The sequence below is a fragment of the Mycolicibacterium parafortuitum genome (assembly GCF_002086815.1).
Lineage (GTDB): Bacteria > Actinomycetota > Actinomycetes > Mycobacteriales > Mycobacteriaceae > Mycobacterium > Mycobacterium parafortuitum.
Genome location: NZ_MVID01000013.1, coordinates 49,457 through 66,790, shown reverse-complemented (window position 1 = coordinate 66,790; position 17,334 = coordinate 49,457). Strand labels below are relative to the sequence as shown.

Below are 17,334 nucleotides of genomic sequence, written 5' to 3'. Positions count from 1 at the left end.
TCATTGTGCCCCGCCGGCGCCGCACACGCCGCCGAGGTCAGCCCGCGACCAGTTCGATGTGGTGCGCGCTGCGTACGTCGGCGTAGCGCTGCGGGCTGCAGGTCAGGATGATCACCTGGCCGTCGCCGGCCACCGCGTCGAACACCTCGGCCATCTTGGTCAGCCGGCCGGCATCGGTGAAGCCCAGCGCATCGTCGATCACCACGGGCACGCTGTCCTCCTTGGCGACCAGCGCCGCACCGGCCAGCCTGGCCACGATGCCGAGCTGCTCTTTGGCCCCGCCGGACAGTGACTCGTACGGCACGGTGCGTCCGCCCAGCGTGCGGTGCTCGATGCGCAGCGCGCTGTCCACGTCGACCTCGAACGATTCCCCGAACACGATGCGGCCCAACCGTTCCACCTCGCCGCGGAACGGGTCGACGTAGCGCTGCCGCATCGCGTCGCGGTGCCTGCCCATCACCGATCGGAGCAGCTGTGCGGCGCGGGCGCGCCGCTGTACCCGGATGAACTCGGCCTGGGCGTGTTCGCGCTCGGTCTCGGCGGCGTCGAGCCTGCCCTTACGTCCCTCGGTGCCGAACACCTTCAGCTGGGCGGCCACCTCGCGCAGCGCTTCGGCCGCCTCCTCGCGCCGTGCCGTGACCACCGCGACGGATCGTTCGGCGTCGGCGAGCGCGGCCGCGACCGCCTCCGGCTGGTGCCGGGCCAGCTCCTCGGACAGCTGGACGACCGTGGCGCGGGCTTTCGCGGCTGCCTCGGCGTCGGTCTCGGCCTTGAGCGCCAGCTGGTCGTCTGCGAGCAGCGCACGCTGCTCGGCGAGCCGCTCGGTGATCGCGGCCAGTTCCTGCTGCGCGGACTGTAGCTTCTGGGCGAGCCTGGCGGCGTTGAGTTCCCGTTCGGCGAGCAGCCGTCCGGCCTGTTCGGCGACCTTGCGGTGTGTCTCGCAGTCGCGGATGGCCTCCTGATGCGCCGCGGTCGCCTCAAGGAGTTCCAGCCGCTGGGCGGCGGGCTCGAGCGCGGCCGGGTCGGCGTCGAACAGCCCGTCCTCGGCCGGCAGCCGCTGCTGGACGGCGGCCAGCCGGGTCCGCAGGTCGTCGGCGGAATCGTCGACGGTCAGCGCCTCCAGGACCGCCCGCACCTGCTGGCACGCGGCCCGCAGTTCCTGGCGGCGCAGGTCGAGCGTCCGCGCCGCGACCAGGTCGTCGACACCGGCCTGCTGCAGCGCCTCGGCCAGCGTGGCGGTCACGAGGTCGAGCTTCTCCTGGGTGGCCGCCGCCGACGCCGCCGGTGTGATGCGCAGCGACAGCACCCCCGCGACGTCGACACCGGTCGCGGCCGAGATCCCGGCTTCCCACCGTCCGCCGGCGTCCAGCGTCACGGTGGTGTCGCCGACGGTGACCTCCAGGTCGGTCGTCGCCACCAGTTCGACGTGCGCCGAAGCGTTTTCGACGGCCGCAGCGGCCCGGTCCACGATGGCCGCGGCCTGCTCGATCGCGGCCATCAGCTTGTCGGTCAGCGTCATCGTGGCGAGTTCAGCGCTGAGGGCGTCCAGTTCGCGCTGGTGCCGCTCGATGGCGGCGAGGCGGGCGGCCAGCCGGTCGGCCTCCTCGCGGTCGGCCAGGCGTTGCACGGCGGCGCGGGCGGTGTCGGCACGCTGCTGGCTGGCCGTCAGCGCTTCCCGGGCGGCCTCGGCAGCCTCGTCGGCGGCGATCTTCACCTCGGCGGCGGTCTCGAGATCGTCAGCGGCGGCGGCGGATTCGGCCTGCAGCCGGGTGATCGCAGCGTTGCGCTCGTCGATCTCGGCGCGGCTGCGCCTGCGTTCGGTCAGCGCGGTCTGCGACGCCGTGTGCGCGGTATCGGCGGCCTGGGCGCGCAGTGTGGCCTGGTCCAGGTCCGCGCGCAGCTTCGCGACATCCTCGGCGGCCCGCGTCGCCGTTGCCAGTTGTGTTGCCGCAGCGGAGCTCTCGCCGGCGATGCGGGCGATATCGGTGGTGAGAACCGCGTGCCTGCGCACCGCATCGTCGACCTCGGCCATCGCCGCCGCGCACTGCGCGACCTGCTGCTCGGCGTCACGCAGCCGGGCGGTCGCGGCCGACCACTCTCCGGTGGGCCTGCCGGTCGCGGTGAAGTAGCGCCGAAACTCCTCCTCGATGCGGTCGATCAGCAGCGTGTCGACAGCACCGCCGGGGGCCGGGTCGTCGGCGGCATCGCCGGCGGCCACGTCCAGCGCGCGCGACAGCGCATCGCAGCCGGACAGGTCGGCGGCCGTCATCGGTGCCGATTGCAACACCCGCTGCGCCTGCCACAGGTCGAGGTCGACCGTCTCGGCGAGCATCGCCCGCACCCGCTCATGGGCTTCGTCACCGGTGAGCTGTTCGCGCTTCGGGGCGAGCACCGTCAGCTCCGTCTCGGGCTTCTTGTGGAACCGCTTGCGGTAGACGAACCGGTAGGGGCCGGCCGAGATCTCGGCGGTGACCTCGGCCCCGACGTCGGCGTGGGTGGGCTTGACCTGCTTGACGTCTTTCTTGGTCGAGCGATCCTTGGACTCCAGCAGCAGGTCGAGCGCTTCGACCATCGAGGACTTGCCGACCTCGTTGGCGCCGCTGACGACGACGACACCGTGTTCGGGAAACTCGATGTCGCGGTGGGTGATTCCGCGGTAGTTGGTCAGGACCAGCCGGTGCAGTTTCACGCTGCGCCCCCTTCGGTGAGTCGCAACAGCAGCGCCAGCGCGGCGCGGGCGTCGTCGGCGTCGTCGCCGGTGGAGCGCGCGGCACTCACCAGCTCCTCGACCGCCGCGGCGGCGAACCCGCCGATCCCGAGGTCGTCGAACTCCCCGTCGGCGGGCATCACCGCGATGTCGGTCTGCTTGTCCCACGGCACCAGCGCGGCGAACAGCCGCGCGTAGCGGTCCACGCACGCATCCAGCGCCGCGCGGTCGGTGACCGTCAGCGTCCCGGTCAGCCCGAGACGGATCACGGTGCGCTCTTTGTCCGGCATCTGGTCGAGGTTGATGTCGAGGTCGGCGACGTCGCGGCTGTTGTCGACCGTGTAGCGCAGCGACATGAACCGCCAGGCACCCACGCGGCGGGCGTCGACCCGCACCGGCCGGGCGGGGTCGGTCTCGTCGACGTCGACGACCAGCACCTGCCCGGGGTCGGGTTCGATGTCGTCGTAGTTGGTGACCTCGGGGGATCCGGAATACCAGATGCGCCCGGTCGACCCGACGTCCATGCGGGAGTGCTTGTCCCCCAACGCCACATAGTGGATCGCGCCGCGCGTGATCGCCGACTCGACCGCTTCCAGGGCGATCAGCGACGGACGGTCCTTGTCGGGGACGAGGATGTCCACCGCACCGTGCCCGACAAGGACGCGGGTGGTGCCGTCGGCCTCGATGCCGTCGAGCGCCGCGGCCACCAGGTCGGTGGTCGGCGCTTTCGAGAACCACGGTGCGGCGACCAACTCCAGCCCGGGCCGGACCTCGTACACGCCCGGGGTGTCGAGCACCACGACGTTGTCGGGCCGCTCGGAGGTGAACAGCGCGCTGGTGTACACCGACGACGCGTCCAGCGGGTCGTGGTTACCCGGCAGCAGGTACACCGGGACCTTGATCGCGCGCATCGCCTCCAGCGCGGTGCTGACCTCACGCGGGGCCAGCTGGTTGTGCTCGAACACGTCGCCGGCGACGACCACGAAGTCGGCCCCGACCTCGTCGGCCAGCGAGCCGAGCGCCGCGACCGCACCCCGGCGCGCCGCCGAATACCGTGGCTGCGCATCCCCGTTGAGGTAGTGCCGGGTCATTCCGAGCTGCCAGTCAGCGGTATGGAGAAAACGCATCTCAGCCCGTCCTTTCCCGTGGTTTCCGTCAGGCACAGCTACTGTAGGGCCGCCCGCCGACAAGTCTGTGGACGCGCACCGGCATGGCCTACCTTTAATGGATGAGCGAGCCACACCGCACCCTGCTCCTGCTGCGCCACGCGAAGTCCGACTACCCGGACGGCGTGGTCGACCACGACCGGCCGCTGTCGTCGCGGGGCATCCGGGAGGGGGCGCTGGCCGGCGAGTGGATCCGGGCGACGTTCGGCGGGGTGGACGCGGTGCTGTGTTCGACCGCGACCAGGACGCGCCAGACGCTCGAACGGACCGGCATCACCGCGCCGGTGCAGTTCGTCGACCGGCTCTACGACGCGACCGCGGGCATCCTCATCGAGGAGATCAACGGTGTGCAGGCACGCTTCGACGACGAGGTCTCGACGCTGCTGGTGATCGGCCACGAACCGGTGATGTCGTCGGTCGCGCTGGGGCTGGCCGACGAGGAATCCAGCAACAGCGCTGCGGCGGCGCAGATCTCGCAGAAGTATCCGACGTCGTCGATCGCGGCGCTGCGCTCGAGCGCGCCGTGGGATCGGTGGGCGTTGCGGGGGGCGGAGCTCACGGAGTTTCATACCGCGCGCTGAGCGCGCAGTTCGGCCTGAGCGCTGAGCGCGCAGTTCGGCCTGAGCGCTGAGCGCGCAATTCGGCCTGAGCGCTGAGCGCGCAATTCGGCCTGAGCGCTGAGCGCGCAATTCGGCCTGAGCGCTGAGCGCGCAATTCGGCCTGAGCGCTGAGCGCGCAATTCGGCCTGAGCGCTGAGCGCGCAATTCGGCCTGAGCGCGCTGAGCGCGCAGTTCGGCCTGAGCGCTGGGCGTCAGGCGCGGGTGGCCAGCGTCAGCTCCATCAGCTTGATCGCCATTCCGCAGGCATCCATCCCGGGTGTCTGCGGGTTGACCCACCAGCCCACCACACCCGCGGCGTCGCTGGCGACCCCGCACGCGCCGTTGGGATCGTTGGGCCGCATGACAATTGACTGGATACCGGCGACGTTGCGCTCCTCGATCTGGTATTCCAGCTGCTGGGCGACGTCACGCTCGTTGTCCAGGCTGCCCGTCTCGAACCAGAACCGGGTGATGTCGACCAGCCCGGCCGGGTTGGCGGCCTGCCAGCGGCAGATCGCACCGACGAACGTGCTCTGGATGTCCAGCGGGTCGGCGCCGACCGTCTCGGCGAGGATGTCCTCGGTCAGAACCTCGCACTCTTTGAGCAGGTTCGGGTACTTGCGCTCGGAGTTGTCGTTGCGCGGCACGGTGCCGGTGCCGGACTTCGCCGCGGTGCCTTCGACGGTCTGTGTGCAGCCGGTCAGCACGACCAGGCCGGCGGCCGCGGCGGCCACAGCTTTGAACAGACGTCGGGTCATTTCGAATTCACAATCGACTGGCGGGTGAGTTCCTTGGCCACTTCGCAGGCGTCCGGAAACGGCGGCTGGGCGTAGCTGACCGACCACTCGATGAAGTCGTCGTCGAACTGGATGCCGATCTCGCAGAGGTTGACGCCGATCTTCGGATCCGGGTCCTCATTGATGCCGATGAAGCCGTCGTGGCCCTCGATGTTGAGATCCTCGACGCTGGTGCGCGACAGCTCCATGGTCTTGCGTTCGCGCCCGATCGGGCTGCCGCGGAACCAGGAGAACGAGATGTGCGGACCGAGGATGGAACCGCCGGACAGCCATTGGCAGCCGACGGAGGTCTTCGCGGTGTTGACGAGCCCGGGGATCTCGGTGACCGCGCCGACTTCCTCGTCGCTGATTCCGCCGCACTGCGGGAAGAACGGACCGTGCGAAACGTTCTCCTGCGGCGCCTCGGTCGATGGCACGGCCGGGCCCTGCGGCTCTGAATCCGAACACGCCGCGAGCACCGGAATCACGGCCACAGCGACGACGGCCAGGGCCTTCACCGGCCGACGAAATCCGCGGTAGCTTCCAGTCACGCCATGCACTGTAGCGGCACCCCTCCGGGTCAACCACCGACATGCCGACTGACCTGCTCATTTATGTGATTCTCAGGTGCAAACGCCGCGCCGTCGGACCGGCGGCGGTGTGCGACAGTAACGGGATGCTCTGGGAGCTGCTGCGACGATTCACCCGGCCTTACCGACCACTGCTGGCAACGGTGGCCGGGCTGCAGGTCGTCAGCACGCTGGCCACGCTGTACCTGCCGACCGTCAACGCCGCGATCATCGACGACGGTGTCGCGCGCGGCGACGTGCGCCGCATCGTGGAACTGGGCGCGGTCATGCTCGCGGTCACGGCGCTCCAGGTGGTGTGCGCGGTCGGGGCGGTGTACTTCGGGTCGCGGGCCAGCATGGGAGTCGGCCGCGACATGCGCTCGACGATGTTCCACCACGTCACCGGGTTCTCGGCCGAGGAGACGGCCCGCTTCGGCGCACCGTCGCTGCTGACCCGGACCACGAACGACGTGCAGCAGATCCAGCTGCTGGTGCAATTGACCGCCACGATGCTGGTCACCGCCCCGATCATGTGCGTCGGCGGCATCTTCATGGCGATCCACCAGGACGCCGGGCTGTCGTGGCTGTTGGTGGTCAGCGTGCCGGTGCTAGCCCTGGCGAACTACGGGATCGTGACGCGGCTGCTGCCGATCTTCCGGCGGGTCCAGCGTCAGATCGACGCGATCAACAGGGTGATGCGCGAGCAGCTGACCGGCCTGCGGGTGGTGCGGGCGTTCGCCCGGGAACCGTTCGAGCGCAACCGGTTCGCCGAAGCCAACACCGCGCTGGCCGACAGCGCGATCGAGGCCGGACGCTGGCAGGCATTGATGCTGCCGGTCACCACGTTGGTGATCAACATCTCCAGCGTGGCGCTGATCTGGTTCGGCGGCATGCGCATCGACGCGGGCCAGATGCAGGTCGGCTCGCTGATCGCGTTCCTGTCGTACTTCATGCAGATCCTGGTCGCGGTGCTGATGGCGACGTTCATCCTGGTGATCATTCCGCGCGCGTCGGTGTGCGCGGAGCGGATCACCGAGGTGCTGGACACCAGCCCGGCGATCGCGAACTCCCCCAGCGCGTCGGCACCCTCGGCGCTGCGCGGCGAAATCCGGTTCGACGACGCGACGTTCAGCTACGCCGGTGCGGAGCGCGCTGTGCTCCAGCAGGTTTCGTTCACGGTACGGCCGGGGACGACGACCGCGGTGGTCGGCTCCACCGGCTCGGGTAAGTCGACGCTGGTGGCGCTGGTGTGCCGGCTCTACGACGTGACGGGCGGAGCGGTCAGCGTCGACGGCGTCGACGTGCGCGATCTCGACATCGAGGTCCTGTGGGCCGCGCTGGGGCTGGTGCCGCAGCGCGGTTACCTGTTCGCCGGCACCATCGCCGACAACCTGAGGTACGGCAAGGCCGATGCGACGGACGACGAGATGTGGGAGGCGCTGCGGGTGGCCTGCGCCGACGAGTTCGTCGCCGGCCATCCCGACGGCCTCGGGATGCGGGTGGCGCAGGGCGGGATGAACTTCTCCGGCGGACAGCGGCAACGGCTGGCGATAGCGCGCGCGGTGATCCGCCGGCCGGCGATCTACCTGTTCGACGACTCGTTCTCCGCGCTCGACGTACACACCGACGCGCGCGTGCGGGAGCGCATCCGGGAGGCCTCCGCCGGGGCGACGGTGCTGATCGTGTCGCAGCGGATCTCCACCGTCGCCGGCGCCGATCAGATCGTGGTGCTCGACGACGGCCGTGTGGTCGGCGCCGGCACCCACGAACAGCTGATGCAGACCTGCGACGCGTACCGCGAGTTCTCCGACTCGCAGTCGGTGACGGCGGGAGACCGATGAGCGGGCCGCTCGGGCGCGGGATCCGGATGGCCGAACCTCCGCAGGAACGCTCCCGCGACTTCAAGGCCTCGGCCCTCCGGCTGCTGAAACAGCTGATGCCGCAACGCGGGATGACTGTCGCGGTGATGTTGCTCGGGGTCGGCGGCATCGCGATCGGCGTCGTCGGTCCCCGCATCCTCGGGCATGCCACCGATCTGCTGTTCAACGGGGTGATCGGCCGTGGCCTGCCGGCCGGCATGACCAAGGAGCAGGCGGTCGAGGCCGCCCGCGCCCGCGGCGACACCACCTACGCGGATCTGCTGTCGGGCATGGACGTCGTCCCCGGCCAGGGTGTCGACTTCGGCGCGGTCGCGCGCACGCTGACACTCGCGCTCGCACTGTATCTGGTTGCCGCGCTGATGGTCTGGTTGCAGGCGCGGCTACTCAACGTCGTGGTCCAGCGCACCATGGTCGGGCTGCGCGCCGACGTGGAGAACAAGGTGCACCGGTTGCCGTTGCGCTACTTCGACTCCCGGCAACGCGGCGAGGTGCTCAGCCGGGTCACCAACGACGTGGACAACCTGCAGCAGTCATTGACGATGTCGATCACCCAGCTGCTCACCTCCGTGCTGACGGTGATCGCGGTGCTGGTGATGATGTTGACGATCTCACCGATGCTGACGCTGCTGACCGTGGTGACGGTTCCGTTGTCGCTGTGGGTGACCCGCTCGATCGCACGGCGGTCCCGCAAGCTGTTCGTCGCGCAGTGGACCAACACCGGCAGGCTCAACGCCCACATCGAGGAGACCTACAGCGGGTTCACCGTCGTCAAGACCTTCGGCCACCGCGCCCGCGCCGAGGACGAGTTCCGCGCCCTCAACGACGACGTGTACCACGCGAGTTTCGGCGCCCAGTTCCTGTCCGGGCTGGTCTCCCCCGCGACGATCTTCATCGGCAACCTCAGCTACGTCGCGGTCGCCGTCATCGGCGGCATCCAGGTCGCGACCGGGCAGATCACGCTCGGCGGAATCCAAGCGTTCATCCAGTACGTCCGGCAGTTCAACCAACCGCTGACCCAGATCGCGGGGATGTACAACACGATGCAGTCCGGGATCGCCAGCGCCGAGCGGGTGTTCGACCTGCTCGACGCCGACGAGGAGCCGGCCGACCCGGCGCCTGCAATGCCGGTTGTCGCCGACCGCCGCAGCGGCCGGGTGGAATTCGAGCGGGTGTGGTTCGGCTACCGGGCCGACACTCCGGTGATCGAGGAGCTGTCGCTGGTCGCCGAACCGGGGCAGACCGTCGCGATCGTCGGACCCACCGGCGCGGGCAAGACCACGCTGGTGAACCTGCTGATGCGGTTCTACGACGTCGACTCGGGTCGGATTCTGCTCGACGGCACCGACATCACCACCGTCAGCCGCGCATCACTGCGCTCGCGGATCGGGATGGTGCTGCAGGACACCTGGCTGTTCGCGGGCACCATCTACGACAACATCGCCTACGGCCGCCCCGAAGCCACGCGCGACGACGTGATCGAGGCGGCCACCGCGGCCTACGTCGACCGGTTCGTGCACACGCTGCCCGACGGCTACGACACCCGCATCCACGACGGCGGCACCAACATCAGCGCCGGTGAGAAGCAGCTGATCACGATCGCCCGCGCGATCCTGGCCCGGCCGCAGCTGCTGATCCTCGACGAGGCGACCAGCTCGGTGGACACCCGCACTGAGGTGCTCATCCAGCACGCGATGCGTGCGCTGCGCCGGGACCGCACGAGTTTCATCATCGCGCACCGGCTTTCGACGATCCGGGACGCCGATGTGATCCTGGTGATGGAGGCGGGCAAGATCGTGGAACGCGGCACCCACGACGAGCTGCTGGCCCGTCGCGGCGAGTATTGGACGATGGTCAACAGGTAATCGCTTCGCTCAATTCCGTTTCGGGGACGGCTGCGGTGGGGTCGGGGCACCATGACGGCATGACGCAGACCGTGCACACTTTCTGCCGATACTGTTTGGCCGCCTGCGGCATCGAGGTCACGGTCGCGGACAACCGGGTGGTCAAGATCTCCGCCGACAAGCAGAACCCGCACAGCTGGCAGGACTTCTGCGCCAAGGGCCGCACCGCGGGACGGCTGGTCGAGCACCCGCGCCGGATCCTGGCTCCGATGCGTCGCGTCGGCGAGCGCTACGTCGAGGCGAGTTGGGACGAGGCGATCAGGGACATCGCGGCCCGGATGAACGCCGCCATCGACGCGGCCGGTCCCGACGCGGTCGGGGTGTACTACGGCAATCCGGCCGGGTTCTCGTCGTCGAACGTGATCTTCATGAACGCCTGGCTCGACGCGATCGGCACCCAGAGCCGGTACGCGGTCGGGTCGGTGGACCAGAACGCGATGCACGTGGTCGCCCAGGCGATGTACGGGTCGATCCTGATGGCACCGGTGTCCGACGTCGACCACTGCGACTACTTCCTGCTCGTCGGCACCAATCCGGCGGTGAGCGCGTGGAACTGGCTGGAGACGGTGCCCGGCGGGTGGCGTCGGGCACTGGCCCGGCAGGCCGACGGCGCGACGATCGTCGTGATCGACCCGCTCCGCACCGAATCAGCCGAGCGGGCCGACGTTCATCTGGCGATACGCCCGGGCCAGGACTGGGCGCTGCTGCTCGGCATGGTCAAGGTGATCCTCGACGAGGGCCTCGAGCACATACAGGACTGCACCGACCTCGCGCACGGAATGGCTGAGCTACGGGCGCTGGCCGCCGACGCGGACCTCGACGACCTGGCGCGCCGCTGCGACCTCGCGCGCAGCCAGATCGAGTCGGTGGCACGGGATTTCGCGATCGCGAAGTCCGCGATGGCGGTCACCCGCACCGGGGTGTCGATGCATCTGACCGGCACGATCGGCGAGTGGCTGGGCCACGTCCTCAACGTGATCACGGGGCGGATGGACCGGCCCGGCGGTCGCCGGTTCGAGCCGGGCTACGTCGACGCGATCCGGATGGCGGGCCTGGTGAAGGCGGCGCCGCACCGCAACCGGGTGTCGGGCCGCGAGATGGTGGCCGGCGCGCATGCGCTGGCCGAGCTGCCCGACGAGATCAGCACGCCGGGACCGGGCCAGATCCGGGCGATGGTGATCAACTGCGGCAACCCGGTGGTGTCCGGTCCGGACGGCGCACGCCTCGACGCGGCGCTGGCCCAACTGGATCTGCTGGTCGCCATCGACTTCGTCCAGCGCGAGAGCCACCGGCATGCGCACTGGCTGCTGCCCGCCGTGCACTGGCTGGAGCGCGACGACCTGCTGTCGTTCACCAGCAACATGCGCGACGAACCGTACCTGCACTACGGGGCCAAAGCCGTCGACCCGCCACCGCAGGCGCGCCAGGAGTGGCGGATCTTCGTCGACCTCGCCATCGCGATGGGCAGGCCGCTCTTCGGCGCGAAGGGACTCAATTCGTTCATCAAGGCCACCCGGACCGCGGCGCGGGTCACCGGCCGCCCCGGACTCGAGTTCACCCCGCACTGGGTGGACCGGCTGGTGGTGGCGACCGGACGGAAGTTCAACGGGCGCAGGCTCTCCTGGCGTGACGTACGGTCCCGGCGGCACGGCTGGGTGCTGGGGCCACGCGAATACGGGCACTTCCGCGACGCACTGCGCACCCCCGACAAGCGGGTGCACGTCGCACCGCCCGAATTTGTCGAGCGCACAAGGGAACTGCTGGCCGAGTCGGCACCGGCGGCGCCGCCCGGGTACCCGTTCCAGCTGGCGAACCGCCGTCACCGACACTCGATGAACTCGTGGCTGAACGACCTCCAGGGCCTGCACCCGTCCGGCAAGGGCAGCGAGGCCGTCATCCATCCCGACGATGCGTCGTCACTGGGCATCCGGGACGGGGACCGGGTCAGGGTGCACTCCCCTGTCGGCGCGGTCGAGTTGGCCGCATCGATCTCCGACCAGCCCCGCCCGGGCATGGTGATCATCGACCACGGCTGGGGCTCAAGGGTTTTCGACCCCCGCGGCGGATCGGCACCGGAGGCGTTCGGGGTCAACCGCAACCTGCTGGTCGACGCCGGACCGGTCGATCCGCTGTCGCAGACCCCCGCGTTGAGCTCGACCTACGTGGCAGTCGAGCGGCTCGCGCCCTAGAGTTGCGGCCCTTCGGACCGCAGTTCGTCGACCTCGCGCATCGCGTCGCGCAGCTTGCCGAGCCATTCGTCGGCGTGCTCGCCGACCAGCCGCACCGACCAGGCGAGCGCATCGGAGCGCGACCGCGCCACCCCGGCGTCGACCAGGGTGTCGAGCACCTGCCGTTCGGGCTGACGCAACCGGGTCATCACCGGCACCGCCAAGTGGGTGAACAAGATCCGCTCCGCGGCGCCGTCGCTTCCGATATCGACGCCCCAGGCGACCTTGCGGCCGTAGCGGGCTTCGGCCTCGTCGGCGATGCGCATCCGGTCGGCGCGGGTCTGCTCGCGGAACCGGGCGGCCCGGCCGGACGCGCGGGCTTCGCTCTCGGCGGCCTCCGGGTCGGGAAGTCGTCCGATCACGGTGATCTCTTCGCGATCGACGGTGACCTCGGGATCACCGTCGAACCAGTCGTCGGGTAGGCGTCCGCCGAACCATTCGGCGGCGTCGGTGGCGTCGGGTTGGTCGGATTGCTGCCAACCGCCGGAGCGGTGGGCACGTCGACCGTGGGGATGATGTCGCATGCTTACATGATTACACCGTTACACAGCAGGTGGAGCGCCGTTCGCTGCCGGCGGAACCGCCTCGTCAGGTGCGCTTGAGCAGCACCGCCGCGCCGCCACCGAGCAGGCCGGCGATCAACAGGACGACGGCCCATCCCGGGCTCACCAACCACCACACCAGCGCGATCACCAACAACGCGGGCGACACCGCGAACAGCACCATGCCGGGGTGCTGCTTGACGACGGAGAGCGCACCCCGGGCTCGCTGCCGGTCGATTTCCTTGGCCATCCCGCCAGAATGCCAGCTGATCCACGCGATGTCGGCTCATAGTGTGATGTCGGCAGTTTCGCTAGAGGAGGCGGCGATGACAGGTCCCGGACAGGGAAGTTGGCAGCCGGACCCCGAAGGGCGGTTCGACTACCGATGGCATGACGGACAGCAGTGGACCGACCAGGTGTCCCAGGGCGGCCAAGTGCACCGCGCAGCGCCGGGTGGCGGTGCCGCCCCGCAACAGCAGGCGCAGCCGGTTCCTGGCGGCGCCGACGGATTCACCGGTATCACCGGCGATCTCGTCGACGGTCGGTTCAGCGAGAAGGAAGCCAAGGCGATCGCCAACCAGAACACGAAGATGCTCCGGGTCCGCCTGGGCGAGCCGTTCATGGCGCGTCAGGGCTCGATGGTGGCGTACCAGGGCAACGTCGACTTCTCCTTCGAGGGCGGTGGGGCCTCGAAGTTCCTCAAGAAGGCGCTGACCGGCGAAGGACTGCCGCTGATGCGCTGCCAGGGGCAGGGTGACGTCTTCCTGGCCGAGCGGTCCTACGACGTGCACCTGCTCAACCTGAACAACTCCGGACTGTCGATCAGCGGCAAGAACGTGCTGGCGTTCTCGTCGAGCCTGGACTGGAACATCGAGCGTGTCCGGGGCGCCACCATGGTCGCCGGTGGGCTGTTCAACACCACGCTGCGCGGTACCGGATGGGTGGCACTGACCACCGACGGCCCGCCGGTGGTTCTCGACGCCGCCGAGGCGCCGACGTTCGCCGACACCAATGCCGTGGTGGCCTGGTCGGCGGACCTGCAGACCCAACTCAAGACCAGCTTCAAAGCGGGCGCTCTGATCGGCCGCGGATCGGGCGAGGCCGTGCAGGTGTCGTTCTACGGCAACGGTTTCGTGATCGTCCAGCCTTCGGAGGGCGTCCCGGCCACACCGACGCCGTAGCTCAGAGCTCGAGCATCACGGTCACCGGACCGTCGTTGACGAGTTCGACCTGCATGTCGGCGCCGAACACCCCCGTCTGCACGGTCGCGCCGAGCGAGCGCAGCGCGTCGGCGAACTCGTCGACGAGCGGTTGAGCCACCGGACCCGGCGCCGCGGCGTTCCACGTCGGCCGCCGGCCTTTGGTGGTGTTGCCGTAGAGGGTGAACTGACTGATCACCAGGATCGGCGCGCCGATATCACTCGCCGACTTCTCGTCGTCGAGAATCCGCAGCCCCCAGAGCTTTTCGGCGAGACGTTTGGCCTTGGCCGGATCGTCGTCGTGTGTGACGCCGACCAGCGCGAGAAGTCCCTGGGTCTGCGGCTCGATCCTGCCGACGACGTCCCCGGCCACGGTGACGGCGGCGGAGGTGACGCGTTGCACGAGGATTCGCATGTCGCGAACCTACAGCGAGTCGAGGATCTCCTTCATCGTGGCGATCTCGCGCTGCTGGGTCTCGATGATCTCGTGCGCGAGGTGGACGGCCTCCTCCGCCTGGCCGGTGTCGACCTCGGTCTGCGCCATCCGCACCGCACCCTCGTGGTGGACGATCATGCCTTCGAGGAACTGGCGGGCGGCGTCGGCGCCCTGCGCCTGACGCAGCTGTTCGAGCTGCTGGTCGGTCATCATCCCCATCTCGGCGTGACCGCTCATGCCACCGTGACCCGCATGCCCGGACGGGGTCTGCACGCCCCACTGGGTGAGCCAGCCCTGCATGGTCGCGATCTCCGGCCCCTGCGCATCCTTGATCTGGGTGGCGAGCTCGGTAACCCGGGGATCGATATCGGGTTTGACCAGGATGATGTCGCTCATCACGATGGCCTGCTCGTGGTGGGGGATCATGTCGCGGGCGAAGGTCGCGTCGGCCTCGTTGTGCGCGCTTTGAGCGCCGTCGGCAGGCGCCGACGTCGTCTCGTGCTCGTGGCTGCCGTGGTCGTGCTCGGCCGATTCGGTGCCGACGTCGCTGCAACCGGAGAGCACCACCGCCAGGGTGGCGCCCACAGCGGCCGTTCCGGCCAGCAGACTGCGTTTCGACAACACTTCGTGCTCCCTTCGAGTGCGGGTGTCGATGGATACCCTAGGGGGGTATGCTAGGACTTAGCAAGCGTCGCGGAGAGGAGCGTCATGAGCACCACCACCATCACCGTCGAGGGTATGAGCTGCAGCGGGTGCGCGAATTCCGTACGCGCCGAGCTCACCCAGGTCCCTGGCGTCGTCGGGGTCGACGTCGACGTCTCCCAGGGTACGGTCACGATCTCGAGCGACACCCCGGTCGACGACGCCGCCATCCGCGCCGCCGTCGAAGAGGCCGGCTACACCCTGGCCGGGTGACCGGATCCGCCATGCCCACCCCCGTCAGGATCGCCGCTTTCGTCGTCGCGCTCGTCGTGGTCTTCGCGGCCGCGACGTGGGTCGGCAACGCGTTCGGCCCCGACGTGGTCGCGCCGGACGCCCACTCGGTCAGCGGTGAGCATCCGGACGGGAGCCACCGATGAACACCATCGAGTTGTCCATCGGCGGCATGACGTGTGCGTCGTGCGCCGCGCGGGTGGAGAAGAAGCTCAACAAGCTCGACGGCGTGACCGCCTCGGTCAACTTCGCGACCGAGAAGGCCCGCGTCGAGTTCGGTGACGACGTCACCGCCGACCAGTTGGTGACGGCCGTGGAGTCGGCCGGGTACCAGGCATCGGTGCCTGCGCCCGCCGCGGACGCGGCGCCGGAGGCGCCCGTCGACCCGACGGCCACCCTGCGGCAGCGCCTGCTGATCTGTGTGGCGCTGTCGGTGCCGGTGATCGCGATGGCGATGGCACCCGCGCTGCAGTTCACCTACTGGCAGTGGCTGTCGCTGACGCTGGCCGCCCCCGTCGTGGTGTGGGGTGCGTGGCCGTTCCACCAGGCTGCGTGGACGAACCTGCGGCACGGCACCGCCACCATGGACACGTTGATCTCGGTCGGCACCCTGGCCGCGTTCGGCTGGTCGGTCTACGCGCTGTTCTGGGGCACCGCGGGCATTCCGGGGATGACGCACCCGTTCGAGCTGACGATCGCCCGCACCGACGGCAGCGGCAACATCTACCTCGAAGCGGCCGCCGGCGTGACGACCTTCATCCTGGCCGGCCGATACTTCGAGGCGCGGGCCAAGCGCCGTGCCGGTGCGGCACTGCGGGCCCTGCTGGAGCTGGGCGCCAAAGAGGTCACGGTCCTTCGGAACGGGTCGGAGCACCGCATACCGGTCGATCAGCTGCGGGTCGGCGACGAGTTCGTGGTCCGGCCGGGCGAGAAGATCGCCACCGACGGTGTCGTCGTCGACGGGGCGTCGGCGATCGATGCGTCGATGCTCACCGGTGAGTCGGTGCCCGCCGAGGTGAAGCCTGGCGACCAGGTGGTCGGCGCGACCGTGAACGCCGACGGCCGGCTCGTGGTTCGCGCGGAGCGCGTCGGTGCGGACACCCAGTTGGCGCAGATGGCGCGACTGGTGGAGGACGCGCAGAACGGCAAGGCGCAGGCGCAGCGGCTCGCCGACCGGATCTCCGGGGTCTTCGTGCCGATCGTGATCGCATTGTCGGTGGCGACGCTGGGGTTCTGGATCGGCAGCGGCGCATCGCTGGCGGCGGCGTTCACGGCGGCTGTGGCGGTGCTGATCATCGCGTGCCCGTGTGCGCTCGGGTTGGCGACGCCGACGGCGTTGATGGTCGGTACCGGACGCGGCGCCCAGCTGGGAATCCTGATCAAGGGCCCTGAGGTGCTGGAGTCGACGCGGCGGGTGGACACCGTGATCGTCGACAAGACCGGCACGGTGACCACTGGGGATATGACGCTGGTGGACGTTCTCGCGGTCGAGGGCGAGCAGCCCGACGAGATACTGCGGCTGGCCGGCGCCGTCGAGAGCCCGTCGGAACACCCGATCGCAGAGGCGATCACGGCGGGAGCGCGGGAGAAGCTCGGAGATCTGCCTGCGGTCGGCGCGTTTTCGAATCTGCGTGGCCTCGGTGTGGAAGGCGAGGTCGACGGCCGGCGAGTGCTGATGGGGCGCGTTGCGCTGCTGGCGGACAGATCGTTCGAGGTGCCCGACGAGCTGGCGGACGCGGTCGCCCGAGCGGAGTCCGACGGCCGAACCGTGGTCGCCATCGGATGGGACGGCCGGGCCCGCGGCGCCCTGGCGGTGGCAGATGCTGTGAAACCGTCTTCCGCGGAAGCTATTTCGCTGCTGAAGCAGCTCGACCTGACGCCGATCATGGTCACCGGGGACAACGAATCGGTGGCGCGCACGGTGGCCGCCGAGGTCGGCATCGACGAAGTGATCGCCGGAGTGTTGCCGCAGGAGAAGGTGGAGACCGTCAAACGGCTGCAGAGCCAGGGCAAGGTCGTGGCGATGGTCGGCGACGGGGTCAACGACGCCGCCGCATTGGCCCAGGCCGACCTCGGGCTGGCGATGGGCAGCGGCACCGATGTCGCGATCGAGGCCAGCGACCTGACGTTGGTCAGCAATGATCTGCGCGCCGTGCCTGACGCGATCCGGTTGTCCCGCAAGACCTTGAGCACCATCAAGGGCAACCTCTTCTGGGCGTTCGCCTACAACGTGGCCGCGCTGCCGTTGGCCGCCGCCGGGCTGCTGAACCCGATGATCGCCGGCGCGGCAATGGCTTTCAGCTCGGTTTTCGTGGTGAGCAACAGCCTGCGGCTGCGCGCGTTCACCCCGTCGCGCTGAACTGCCCTCCCCCCGCGAGCAGACGCAAACTCCGGCGTG

General features: G+C 69.4%; 16 protein-coding genes. 8 read left to right on the top strand and 8 right to left on the bottom strand.

What is annotated here, in order from left to right; genetic code table 11:
* Nucleotides 1-37: 37 nt before the first annotated feature.
* Nucleotides 38-2,689 carry an AAA family ATPase gene (locus tag BST38_RS15535; RefSeq protein WP_083144233.1) on the bottom strand — a complete coding sequence of 884 codons (2,652 nt, stop codon included), beginning with the start codon at nt 2,687-2,689 and terminating at the stop codon, nt 38-40.
* Nucleotides 2,686-3,834: a metallophosphoesterase family protein gene (locus BST38_RS15530; RefSeq protein WP_083144232.1), complete on the bottom strand. Its 1,149-nt coding sequence runs from the start codon at nt 3,832-3,834 to the stop codon at nt 2,686-2,688. The genes BST38_RS15535 and BST38_RS15530 overlap by 4 nt, the downstream gene beginning before the upstream one ends.
* Before the next feature lie 101 nt (nt 3,835-3,935).
* On the opposite strand from BST38_RS15530, the gene BST38_RS15525 reads away from it, so the two are divergent.
* Nucleotides 3,936-4,454, top strand: coding sequence for a SixA phosphatase family protein (locus tag BST38_RS15525; protein WP_083144231.1), 519 nt, complete (start codon nt 3,936-3,938; stop codon nt 4,452-4,454).
* Between the two features lie 230 nt (nt 4,455-4,684).
* Here the strand turns inward: BST38_RS15525 and BST38_RS15520 are convergent, their stop codons facing one another.
* Together BST38_RS15520 and BST38_RS15515 are read right to left on the bottom strand one after the other, a co-directional pair.
* Complete coding sequence (locus BST38_RS15520) at nt 4,685-5,230, bottom strand: DUF3558 domain-containing protein (protein WP_083144230.1); 546 nt, start codon at nt 5,228-5,230, stop codon at nt 4,685-4,687.
* Nucleotides 5,227-5,808, bottom strand: coding sequence for a DUF3558 domain-containing protein (locus tag BST38_RS15515; RefSeq protein ID WP_083144229.1), 582 nt, complete (start codon nt 5,806-5,808; stop codon nt 5,227-5,229). The genes BST38_RS15520 and BST38_RS15515 overlap by 4 nt, the downstream gene beginning before the upstream one ends.
* 116 nt (nt 5,809-5,924) lie before the next feature.
* On the opposite strand from BST38_RS15515, the gene BST38_RS15510 reads away from it, so the two are divergent.
* From BST38_RS15510 to BST38_RS15500, 3 genes are read left to right on the top strand one after another with little or no spacing between them, the layout of a single operon-like run.
* Complete coding sequence (locus BST38_RS15510; RefSeq protein WP_083144292.1) at nt 5,925-7,658, top strand: ABC transporter ATP-binding protein; 1,734 nt, start codon at nt 5,925-5,927, stop codon at nt 7,656-7,658.
* Nucleotides 7,655-9,559 carry an ABC transporter ATP-binding protein gene (locus BST38_RS15505; protein ID WP_083144228.1) on the top strand — a complete coding sequence of 635 codons (1,905 nt, stop codon included), beginning with the start codon at nt 7,655-7,657 and terminating at the stop codon, nt 9,557-9,559. The genes BST38_RS15510 and BST38_RS15505 overlap by 4 nt, the downstream gene beginning before the upstream one ends.
* 59 nt (nt 9,560-9,618) lie before the next feature.
* A complete protein-coding gene (locus tag BST38_RS15500; protein WP_083144291.1) occupies nt 9,619-11,787 on the top strand; it encodes a molybdopterin-containing oxidoreductase family protein in 2,169 nt (722 codons plus the stop codon).
* Here BST38_RS15500 and abmR read toward each other — a convergent pair.
* Nucleotides 11,784-12,350, bottom strand: a complete 567-nt coding sequence (gene abmR / locus BST38_RS15495) for an ATP-binding transcription factor AbmR (protein WP_083144227.1) — start codon at nt 12,348-12,350, stop codon at nt 11,784-11,786. The two genes, BST38_RS15500 and abmR, sit on opposite strands and share 4 nt — an antisense overlap.
* 64 nt (nt 12,351-12,414) lie before the next feature.
* The gene (locus BST38_RS15490) at nt 12,415-12,618 is read right to left on the bottom strand and encodes a hypothetical protein (protein WP_083144226.1); all 204 of its coding nucleotides are present in this window, start codon (nt 12,616-12,618) and stop codon (nt 12,415-12,417) included.
* 76 nt (nt 12,619-12,694) lie between these two features.
* Between BST38_RS15490 and BST38_RS15485 the strand changes: the two genes are divergently transcribed.
* Nucleotides 12,695-13,549: an AIM24 family protein gene (locus tag BST38_RS15485; RefSeq protein ID WP_083144225.1), complete on the top strand. Its 855-nt coding sequence runs from the start codon at nt 12,695-12,697 to the stop codon at nt 13,547-13,549.
* Between the two features lies 1 nt (nt 13,550).
* Here the strand turns inward: BST38_RS15485 and dtd are convergent, their stop codons facing one another.
* Together dtd and BST38_RS15475 are read right to left on the bottom strand one after the other, a co-directional pair.
* Nucleotides 13,551-13,982 carry a D-aminoacyl-tRNA deacylase gene (dtd, locus tag BST38_RS15480; protein ID WP_083144224.1) on the bottom strand — a complete coding sequence of 144 codons (432 nt, stop codon included), beginning with the start codon at nt 13,980-13,982 and terminating at the stop codon, nt 13,551-13,553.
* Nucleotides 13,983-13,991: 9 nt separating this feature from the next.
* Nucleotides 13,992-14,627: a DUF305 domain-containing protein gene (locus BST38_RS15475; RefSeq protein ID WP_083144223.1), complete on the bottom strand. Its 636-nt coding sequence runs from the start codon at nt 14,625-14,627 to the stop codon at nt 13,992-13,994.
* An 84-nt stretch (nt 14,628-14,711) separates the two neighbouring features.
* Here BST38_RS15475 and BST38_RS15470 point away from each other — a divergent pair, with 84 nt between their 5' ends.
* Genes BST38_RS15470 through BST38_RS15465 form a run of 3 tightly spaced genes read left to right on the top strand, consistent with a single transcriptional unit; the run spans nt 14,712 to nt 17,295 of the window.
* Nucleotides 14,712-14,918 carry a heavy-metal-associated domain-containing protein gene (locus tag BST38_RS15470; RefSeq protein ID WP_083144222.1) on the top strand — a complete coding sequence of 69 codons (207 nt, stop codon included), beginning with the start codon at nt 14,712-14,714 and terminating at the stop codon, nt 14,916-14,918.
* A complete protein-coding gene (locus tag BST38_RS29370; protein ID WP_165761598.1) occupies nt 14,915-15,082 on the top strand; it encodes a hypothetical protein in 168 nt (55 codons plus the stop codon). Before BST38_RS15470 ends, BST38_RS29370 begins: the two co-directional genes overlap by 4 nt.
* Nucleotides 15,079-17,295 (top strand): heavy metal translocating P-type ATPase, encoded by a 2,217-nt coding sequence (locus BST38_RS15465; protein ID WP_083144221.1) that lies wholly within the window; start codon nt 15,079-15,081, stop codon nt 17,293-17,295. The genes BST38_RS29370 and BST38_RS15465 overlap by 4 nt, the downstream gene beginning before the upstream one ends.
* The last annotated feature ends 39 nt before the right edge of the window (nt 17,296-17,334 follow it).

What these genes read in the sequence shown, in the direction of transcription:
- BST38_RS15505 (WP_083144228.1), top strand. Translation starts at nt 7,655, where the DNA reads ATGAGCGGGCCGCTCGGGCGCGGGATCCGGATGGCCGAACCTCCGCAG.
- BST38_RS15470 (WP_083144222.1), top strand. Translation starts at nt 14,712, where the DNA reads ATGAGCACCACCACCATCACCGTCGAGGGTATGAGCTGCAGCGGGTGC.
- BST38_RS15520 (WP_083144230.1), bottom strand. Translation starts at nt 5,230, where the DNA reads ATGACCCGACGTCTGTTCAAAGCTGTGGCCGCCGCGGCCGCCGGCCTG.
- abmR (WP_083144227.1), bottom strand. Translation starts at nt 12,350, where the DNA reads ATGCGACATCATCCCCACGGTCGACGTGCCCACCGCTCCGGCGGTTGG.
- BST38_RS15510 (WP_083144292.1), top strand. Translation starts at nt 5,925, where the DNA reads ATGCTCTGGGAGCTGCTGCGACGATTCACCCGGCCTTACCGACCACTG.
- dtd (WP_083144224.1), bottom strand. Translation starts at nt 13,982, where the DNA reads ATGCGAATCCTCGTGCAACGCGTCACCTCCGCCGCCGTCACCGTGGCC.
- BST38_RS15490 (WP_083144226.1), bottom strand. Translation starts at nt 12,618, where the DNA reads ATGGCCAAGGAAATCGACCGGCAGCGAGCCCGGGGTGCGCTCTCCGTC.
- BST38_RS15530 (WP_083144232.1), bottom strand. Translation starts at nt 3,834, where the DNA reads ATGCGTTTTCTCCATACCGCTGACTGGCAGCTCGGAATGACCCGGCAC.
- BST38_RS15485 (WP_083144225.1), top strand. Translation starts at nt 12,695, where the DNA reads ATGACAGGTCCCGGACAGGGAAGTTGGCAGCCGGACCCCGAAGGGCGG.
- BST38_RS15500 (WP_083144291.1), top strand. Translation starts at nt 9,619, where the DNA reads ATGACGCAGACCGTGCACACTTTCTGCCGATACTGTTTGGCCGCCTGC.
- BST38_RS15525 (WP_083144231.1), top strand. Translation starts at nt 3,936, where the DNA reads ATGAGCGAGCCACACCGCACCCTGCTCCTGCTGCGCCACGCGAAGTCC.
- BST38_RS15465 (WP_083144221.1), top strand. Translation starts at nt 15,079, where the DNA reads ATGAACACCATCGAGTTGTCCATCGGCGGCATGACGTGTGCGTCGTGC.